Genomic DNA, 1,635 nt, shown 5'->3' on the forward strand with positions numbered 1-1,635 from the left:
TTCCATTAAACCAGCTAATAGTTTGTCAACATTTTTCAATGAAAAGTTCAGAATAAACATGTTACACTAAATTTGGGCATACCAAATAGCCTTCCACTATGCTTGTTATGGAAGGTTTTGTATTAAGTGGACAAGTCTATCTTTTAATCTATATCTTGGAAAGCTTCTTTGCTTGTTAAAATGGCAAAGATCCATCTTAAAAGTTTGTTTACACAGGCTATCACGGCTACTTTGTAAGGTTTCCCTTCGTCTCGCTTTTTATCATAAAAGGCTCTTAATCTTTTGTTTCGAGGGATAACCTCATTGGTGATTTTCTTTTTGCGACAGTCACGAATGGCACACTTCACCGCCATAAATAACGCCTGGCGAAGACGGCTTGAACCTCTTTTGGTTATGCGATTGATCGTGGCTCTGAATTTGCCAGATTCAAAGACACTTGGATCAATTCCTGCGAAGGCTACAAGCTTTTTTGGGTGACTAAACCGTTCAATCTCCCCGATTTCAGAGATAATCGTTGCCGCGATTTTTTCTCCAATTCCAGGGATTGATTTTATAAGTTCATATTCTTCTACTTCTTTTGCGAGAGCGTCTATTTCAGCTGCCAACTTTGATAGATGCTCTTTATACTGTAGAAGCATATGAATATACATATTCATGCTCAAGATATGGCTTTGATAAAGTGTTTTTTGAATTGGATTACGCTCTGCCGCCTCTTTCAATTCAGTAGCTTTTTCTTTTGCCCATGCTCTAGATCGAGACTTACATAATTCAGCTATCTTATCAGAAAGCTCTTTCTCGTCAACCCTTAATATATCCTCAGAAGAAGGGTATTCCTTTAACGTCAGTAGTGATACCACTGAATATAAGCTGCCAAAAACCCCTTTATACTCCGGAAAAACTTGATCAAGTAGGGATTGGAATTGTAATTTAGCCTGTACATGAAGTTCGGTAATGTTCTCATGTTGCCTTGTGAGATTTCGAAGGTTCAAGAGTTGGATTCCTCTTTTTTTGTAGGGCTCTAACTCCTCCTTATAATACAGCTCACATAGGTGATAGGCATCAATCACATCGGTTTTTACCTTCCGTAAATTTGAACTTTTGGCTCTATAGGAGACAAGGGGATTAACAATAATTAATAGATAATCACGCTCCTCTAAATATTGAACGACTGGAATGTGAAAGTGACCTGTAGATTCTAATACGACCGGAGGTCTAATCCCAGTAAAACCCCTTATTTCTTCAAGATACTCTACTAGACAATCAAGACCTTCTATTGTGTGTGGGATACTGAAACTCTTTCGGTGAGGCTTTCCTTTTTCTAAGAATGCTTGAATTTGACTTTCTCCCTTAGAGACATCCAGACCAACGACTGGATTCATTCTAAAATCTCCTCCTTATGAATAAACTTGCCGGTAACCCCTAACTCCATCTTGCAGTGTCATAGCTTCGCTTGTTATACGGGATCCTAGTCCCAACCAGCCTCAATCATGTTTCTACAAGTAGGGGGCGAACAGTTTAATGGACGGGATCAAGTCCCACGGGGGCTTCCGTTCTACCCCGGCTACCGTAATCATATATCGATATAAAAAATGGTCAACCAGAAATATCTTGCTGACCTTATAATACGAAAGGGGG

General features: G+C 39.3%; 1 protein-coding gene. It reads right to left on the reverse strand.

Features of this window, described 5'->3' with window-relative positions; all coding sequences use genetic code 11:
• Positions 1-143: 143 nt before the first annotated feature.
• Positions 144-1,379 carry an IS110 family RNA-guided transposase gene (locus ACFQWC_RS23140; protein WP_377109177.1) on the reverse strand — a complete coding sequence of 412 codons (1,236 nt, stop codon included), beginning with the start codon at positions 1,377-1,379 and terminating at the stop codon, positions 144-146.
• Between the last annotated feature and the right edge of the window lie 256 nt (positions 1,380-1,635).

It is taken from the genome of Rossellomorea sp. GCM10028870 (genome assembly GCF_042666755.1).
Taxonomy (GTDB): Bacteria; Bacillota; Bacilli; order Bacillales; family Bacillaceae_B; genus Rossellomorea.

What these genes read in the sequence shown, in the direction of transcription:
- ACFQWC_RS23140 (WP_377109177.1), bottom strand. Translation starts at nt 1,379, where the DNA reads ATGAATCCAGTCGTTGGTCTGGATGTCTCTAAGGGAGAAAGTCAAATT.